We start from the raw sequence: 6,110 nt of genomic DNA, 5'->3' as shown, positions 1-6,110 counted from the left end.
GTATTCACTGAAAAGTAACATCCTATAAAAGATGCTGGGTTTCCCCATTCGGAAATCTCCGGATCAAAGCTTACTTACAGCTCCCCGAAGCATATCGGTGTTAGTCCCGTCCTTCATCGGCTCCTAGTGCCAAGGCATCCACCGTGCGCCCTTATTCACTTAACCTTATCTTGACTTTCGTCAAGGGTCTTACTAATTCCCATGAGCGATCATGTTCCTTAGTAATAAATAAGCAATTGAACTTATTAAAAAACTCATTCAACGCGGTGTTCTCGGTTTGTTTAAAATTGTTTCTGTATCCAGTTTTCAATGAACGAATGATGACTAACGTCATCAATGGAGCCTAGCGGGATCGAACCGCTGACCTCCTGCGTGCAAAGCAGGCGCTCTCCCAGCTGAGCTAAGGCCCCGATATTGCTTATTTAATTGAGAGTAGACCTCTCAAAACTGAACGAATAAAGCATTCCTGTGTAGTTTCCGTAACGTTCATCTTCGATGAACTATTTCCTTAGAAAGGAGGTGATCCAGCCGCACCTTCCGATACGGCTACCTTGTTACGACTTCACCCCAATCATCTATCCCACCTTAGGCGGCTGGCTCCAAAAGGTTACCTCACCGACTTCGGGTGTTACAAACTCTCGTGGTGTGACGGGCGGTGTGTACAAGGCCCGGGAACGTATTCACCGCGGCGTGCTGATCCGCGATTACTAGCGATTCCGGCTTCATGTAGGCGAGTTGCAGCCTACAATCCGAACTGAGAGAAGCTTTAAGAGATTAGCTTAGCCTCGCGACTTCGCGACTCGTTGTACTTCCCATTGTAGCACGTGTGTAGCCCAGGTCATAAGGGGCATGATGATTTGACGTCATCCCCACCTTCCTCCGGTTTGTCACCGGCAGTCTCGCTAGAGTGCCCAACTAAATGATGGCAACTAACAATAAGGGTTGCGCTCGTTGCGGGACTTAACCCAACATCTCACGACACGAGCTGACGACAACCATGCACCACCTGTCACTTTGCCCCCGAAGGGGAAGCTCTATCTCTAGAGTGGTCAAAGGATGTCAAGACCTGGTAAGGTTCTTCGCGTTGCTTCGAATTAAACCACATGCTCCACCGCTTGTGCGGGCCCCCGTCAATTCCTTTGAGTTTCAACCTTGCGGTCGTACTCCCCAGGCGGAGTGCTTAATGCGTTAGCTGCAGCACTGAAAGGCGGAAACCCTCCAACACTTAGCACTCATCGTTTACGGCGTGGACTACCAGGGTATCTAATCCTGTTTGCTCCCCACGCTTTCGAGCCTCAGCGTCAGTTACAGACCAGAGAGCCGCCTTCGCCACTGGTGTTCCTCCATATATCTACGCATTTCACCGCTACACATGGAATTCCACTCTCCTCTTCTGCACTCAAGTTTCCCAGTTTCCAATGACCCTCCCCGGTTGAGCCGGGGGCTTTCACATCAGACTTAAGAAACCGCCTGCGCTCGCTTTACGCCCAATAAATCCGGACAACGCTTGCCACCTACGTATTACCGCGGCTGCTGGCACGTAGTTAGCCGTGGCTTTCTGGTTAGATACCGTCAAGGGATGAACATTCTACTCTCATCCTTGTTCTTCTCTAACAACAGAGTTTTACGATCCGAAAACCTTCTTCACTCACGCGGCGTTGCTCGGTCAGACTTCCGTCCATTGCCGAAGATTCCCTACTGCTGCCTCCCGTAGGAGTTTGGGCCGTGTCTCAGTCCCAATGTGGCCGATCACCCTCTCAGGTCGGCTATGCATCGTTGCCTTGGTGAGCCGTTACCTCACCAACTAGCTAATGCACCGCGGGTCCATCCATCAGTGACGCAAAAGCGCCTTTCAAACCGAAACCATGCGGTTTCGATTGTTATACGGTATTAGCACCTGTTTCCAAGTGTTATCCCCTTCTGATGGGCAGGTTACCCACGTGTTACTCACCCGTTCGCCACTCCTTTTCTTTCGGTGGAGCAAGCTCCGGTGAAAGAAAAAGCGTTCGACTTGCATGTATTAGGCACGCCGCCAGCGTTCGTCCTGAGCCAGGATCAAACTCTCATAAAAAGTGTTTGAAACAGTCTTGCGACTGTTAAGCTCAATTGTATTAATTGACTTGCTAGCATATTGCTTGCTATGTTGTTTGCTTCTATTTAATAGAAGCGCCCTACACATTTGGTTTGTTTTATTCGTTCAGTTTTCAAAGGTCTACATCGTTTGTCGCTTTGTTTCAGCAACTTTTATATCTTAACAGGTTGCCAAGCGAATGTCAATAACTTTTTGAAGTTTTTCCGAAGAAATTATCGACATTGTTTTCTGCGACTTTGATAGAATAACTGAAAATCAGCCATCTGTCAACGATAATTTTAGGTGCTCCGAAAAATTGTTTTCTGTTTCAGAACATAAAATAATATAGCAGTTTTATAGGAATTGGTCAATGAAAAAATAAGAATTTTCCCCACTTTTTTTAAACCCGATGAATAAATATAAATGTTGTGTTCTTTGTTCGTTTTTTTGATCAACAAGCCAATTGTTTCAACATCTCAAAGAATTAATTTTCGTCATTTTATTTTTGATTTTTCCTTAACTCAAGGTACTGAGTTTCGCCTTCCTTCGATTTCTTTGGTAAAATAGTAATGTAATTATTTTTTATATGGACGGAGGAACATTTAATGAAAGTATTAGTTGCAGATGATGACAAAGAAATTGTCGAACTACTTAGTATTTATTTGCATAATGAAGGCTATGAAGTTGTAAAAGCATATGATGGAAAAGAAGCGCTAAGTAAACTTCGAACTACTAATGACATTGATCTACTATTATTAGATATTATGATGCCTGTGATGGACGGTATGCAAGTCGTAAAGGAATTAAGAAAAGAATCTCAAATTCCGATTATTATGTTAACAGCTAAAACAACGGATATGGATAAAATCAAAGGGCTCGTTGCGGGCGCCGATGATTACGTAACAAAACCTTTTAATCCTTTAGAGGTTATGGCAAGAGTAAAATCTTTATTGCGCCGTACTCAGATGCATGTTGCGGAGGATCAACCAGATATACTAGAAATCCAATCTTTGATTATCAATAAAGATTCTCATGAAGTAAAAACAGTTGACGGAAAAGAAATTCAATTAACTGCTCTAGAATTCGGTATCCTCTATCTGTTAGCTAGTCATCCAAATCGTGTTTTCAGTGCTGATGAAATTTTTGAACGAGTTTGGAAGCAAGAAAGTATCGTCTCCGCAAAAACAGTCATGGTTCATGTCAGCCACTTACGTGATAAGATCGAAGAAGCGACTGATGGCGAAAAAGTGATCCAGACTGTTTGGGGTGTGGGCTATAAGATTGATGCAAAATAACATTGAGAAAAAAAAGCGTATCACTCTCACCTCAAAGGAAGTCAGTGAATTAATTGCTGAAGGTATTGTCACAGTTATCTTATTACTTCTATTAAATGTGGCAATTATGGTTCTATTCACACAAATGCTTCAGAATTCTCCTGATTTAACTGATGCAATCTATCGTTCAAAAGATATTTTTGCTAATAACTTTGATAGTGATATATTTTGGAGTGGTCGTAATTTTGTTATTCCTTTCTTTATCATTATTGATGGTTTAGTTGTTTTTTGGCGTTTGATTCGGCGCTATCGACAAATGCAGCTCCGTCATATCATAAATGAGCTTCATTACATTGCTAATGGAAATTACAACTATCGAATTCCTTTCGAATTGCGCGGTGATCTTAGTAAAGTTGTTGATAGTATTAACGGATTGGTTGACAGTACTGTTGCTGCTATTGAAGACGAGAGAGAGATCGAAAAATCCAAAGATGAACTGATCACCAATGTCAGTCACGATATTCGGACTCCTTTGACTTCAATCATTGGCTATCTTGGTTTAATTGAAGATGGTCAGTATCAAAGTGATGATGAAATCCTAAAATATACCAGTATTGCTTATAAGAAGGCAAAACAAATGAAGTCTTTAGTAGAAGATTTATTTGAATATTCTAAAGTTCGTCAGCCCTCTGTTCCCGTTAATAATGTATCTTTTGATATGGTACAGTTATTAGAACAATTGGCTGCAGACTTTGAGCTAGAAGCTAAGAAAAAAGATATTCAAATCCAAGTAGAGACACAGGAAAGTCAATTGGTAATGGATGGTGACACAGAAAAACTCGTCCGCGTCTTTAATAACCTGATCACCAATGCATTAAAATATGGAGCTGAAGCCGACAAAATAATCATCGAGATTGAGAAATCAAAAAATGAAGCCGTCGTCACTGTTAAAAACAATGGTACTCCAATCCCCAGAGAAGCCCTTGATCAGTTATTTGATCGTTTTTATCGAGTTGATGGTTCTCGTTCTCAAGAAATCAGCGGAACTGGGTTAGGCTTAGCTATTGCCCAAAATATCATTAATCTTCATGGCGGCTATATCTATGCTCAATCAAATGAGGATTGGACGTCGTTTATTATTCACTTACCGCTTTATAAGAATCAAATAAAGTCTACGCCGGATAATCATTGACTTTAAATTTTTGATTGCTTATACTGTTCTCAATAAGACATGCAGGAAACCAAGTACGTGGGTTTGTTTTTTTAGAGAGTTGATGGCTGGTGAAAATCAACAAAACAACTTAGGGAAATCCAGTTTCGCATACTGCGTTTTTTGAAAGAAAGACCGGGTAACGTCGATATCCGTTAATCAAGTGCAGCTTTAGGCTGAATTTGGGTGGTACCGCGAAATTCAACACCGTTTCGTCCCTATTCATGGGATGAGACGGTGTTTTTTATTTTAAAGGAGGAAAAATCAATGCTAGATGTAAAAATGATCCGTAATAATTTTGCAGAAGTAAATGAAAAATTGGCAACTCGTGGCGTCAAAAAAGATGTCTTGGAGCGTTTCTTGGATTTAGACGAACAACGCCGACAATTATTAGTAAAAACAGAAGAGCTTAAAAAATACCGAAATGATGTTTCAGGCGAAATTGCAAAATTAAAACGTGAAAAAAATGATGCTGCTGATAAAATTGCCGAGATGAAAGAAGTCGGTGTAAAAATTAAAGCTTTTGATACACAAGTGGCTGATATCGATGCACAATTGACTGAGATCGCAACAACTTTACCGAACCTCCCCCACGACTCTGTTCCTATTGGTGAAGATGAAGATGATAACGTCGAAGTACGTCGCTGGAGCGAACCACGACAGTTTTCTTTTGAACCAAAAAATCATTGGGATATTGCTGAAGAATTAGATATCTTAGATTTTGAACGTGGAGCAAAAGTTGCTGGTAGCCGTTTTGTTTATTACAAAGGCTTGGCAGCCCGTTTAGAGCGTGCTGTTTATAACTTCATGCTAGACGAGCATGTCTATGAACAAGGCTACACCGAAATGATTACACCTTATTTGGTGAATAGCAAAGCAATGTTCGGAACAGGACAATTTCCTAAATTTAAAGAAGATGTCTTCCAAGTTGAAGATCGCGATTTAACGTTGATTCCAACTGCTGAGGTCCCGTTGACAAATTACTATGCTGACGAAATTTTAGATGGAAAAGATTTACCGATTTACTTTACTGCTTTGTCTCCTTCTTTCCGTTCTGAAGCAGGGAGCGCTGGTCGCGATACACGCGGATTAATTCGCTTGCATCAATTCCACAAAGTAGAAATGGTCAAATTCAGTAATAAAGAGAATTCTTATGATGAACTAGAAAAAATGACCCAAAATGCAGAAATTATTCTACAAAAACTAAACTTACCTTACCGTGTTATTACTTTATGTACTGGAGACATGGGCTTCTCAGCTGCTAAAACTTATGATATTGAAGTTTGGGTTCCTGCTCAAAATACTTATCGTGAAATCAGCTCATGTTCAAACTGTGAAGATTTCCAAGCACGACGCGCAATGATTCGTTATCGCGATGAAGACAGTAAAGTTCAATATGCGCATACGTTAAATGGATCTGGCTTAGCTGTTGGTCGAACCGTCACCGCTATTTTAGAGAACTATCAAAATGAAGATGGATCAGTTACGATTCCAGAAGTATTAGTTCCGTATATGGGTAATGTAAAAGTTATTAAAAAAGAAGACTAATAGTTAA

At 40.9% G+C, this 6,110-nt stretch carries 3 protein-coding genes, 1 tRNA gene, 2 rRNA genes and 1 other annotated feature (1 of these 7 running past the window's edge); of the genes, 3 read left to right on the top strand and 3 right to left on the bottom strand.

Going from position 1 to position 6,110, the window contains the following annotated elements; all coding sequences use genetic code 11:
* The 3 genes from AUF14_RS13350 to AUF14_RS13340 form a co-directional block, all read right to left on the bottom strand.
* Nucleotides 1-165 (bottom strand): 23S ribosomal RNA (locus AUF14_RS13350) (it extends 2,747 nt beyond the left edge of the window).
* Nucleotides 166-337: 172 nt separating this feature from the next.
* A tRNA-Ala gene (locus tag AUF14_RS13345) sits at nucleotides 338-410 on the bottom strand.
* A 102-nt stretch (nucleotides 411-512) separates the two neighbouring features.
* A 16S ribosomal RNA gene (locus AUF14_RS13340) occupies nucleotides 513-2,071 on the bottom strand.
* The 16S and 23S rRNA genes sit together here with 1 tRNA gene alongside, the layout of an rRNA operon.
* A 605-nt stretch (nucleotides 2,072-2,676) precedes the next feature.
* Here AUF14_RS13340 and AUF14_RS13335 point away from each other — a divergent pair.
* From AUF14_RS13335 to serS, 3 genes are all read left to right on the top strand, one after another.
* A complete protein-coding gene (locus tag AUF14_RS13335; RefSeq protein WP_016179267.1) occupies nucleotides 2,677-3,366 on the top strand; it encodes a response regulator transcription factor in 690 nt (229 codons plus the stop codon).
* Entirely contained in the window at nucleotides 3,356-4,537 is a 1,182-nt protein-coding gene (locus AUF14_RS13330; RefSeq protein ID WP_016179268.1) for a sensor histidine kinase, read from the top strand. The genes AUF14_RS13335 and AUF14_RS13330 overlap by 11 nt, the downstream gene beginning before the upstream one ends.
* Nucleotides 4,538-4,572: 35 nt before the next feature.
* Nucleotides 4,573-4,778 (top strand) — a binding site (T-box leader).
* Between the two features lie 44 nt (nucleotides 4,779-4,822).
* The gene (gene serS, locus AUF14_RS13325) at nucleotides 4,823-6,103 is read left to right on the top strand and encodes a serine--tRNA ligase (protein WP_048719452.1); all 1,281 of its coding nucleotides are present in this window, start codon (nucleotides 4,823-4,825) and stop codon (nucleotides 6,101-6,103) included.
* The last annotated feature ends 7 nt before the right edge of the window (nucleotides 6,104-6,110 follow it).

This window comes from Enterococcus avium, assembly GCF_002891025.1.
Taxonomy (GTDB): Bacteria; Bacillota; Bacilli; order Lactobacillales; family Enterococcaceae; genus Enterococcus_A; species Enterococcus_A avium.
This window is presented reverse-complemented; position numbering and strand designations above follow the sequence as displayed.